Consider the following 646-nt stretch of genomic DNA (forward strand, 5'->3'; position numbering starts at 1 on the left):
AGGTAGATTGGCAGGAAAGCCTATCGGGCCGTCTGCAGGAGGGATCCCTTCAGCACCCCGAGGATGGCAGTTGGATGGACGAATACCCCATTGCCGCCCGCGCCGGCCAGATCCTGATCGCTTCCATGACCAGCTCTGATTTGGATGCCTTCTTGCAACTGCTGGATCCAAGTGGAGAAGTCATGGCTTGGGATGATGACCAAGGTGGTGGAACCGATGCTCTCATGATTGCCTTTCTGCCCCGCACCGGCACCTACACCCTGCGGGCCAACACCCATAAGCCGGGAGAGGAAGGAGCCTATGGGTTACAGTACACCTTGCGCTAGCATCTGCTCCCTATCTGGAAGCTTGGATAAGGGGGCTTGCGGATCTTCTGGTGCTGATGTCGAGATTTTGACAGGAATCATCGTTTTTTAACGCCTAATGAATGTTGATACACGTCAGGAGTTGCCGGTTTACCCTCCTAAGATCCTCACAAAGCCGGAAGGGGCACTGCTTGCTGAGCTTTGTGGGAAAGCGTGACATCTTATCCTAAGTTGTGACGGAGCCGAAATATTGTCCTCGTGGATGACGTCTTTTTTCTAGAATCAGATCGATGGCCTAGACCATTCTTTTGCAGTTCAGCCCCTATCTCCACAAAATGGAT

1 protein-coding gene is annotated in these 646 nt (G+C 52.8%); it reads left to right on the forward strand.

Annotation, left to right across the window (positions count from 1 at the left end):
* Window positions 1–326: PPC domain-containing protein (locus tag NW838_RS08935; protein WP_414427884.1), on the forward strand; the 326-nt coding region annotated here is incomplete at its 5' end.
* Window positions 327–646 lie beyond the last annotated feature (320 nt).

Source organism: Synechococcus sp. R55.2, assembly GCF_047462075.1.
Lineage (GTDB): Bacteria > Cyanobacteriota > Cyanobacteriia > Thermostichales > Thermostichaceae > Thermostichus.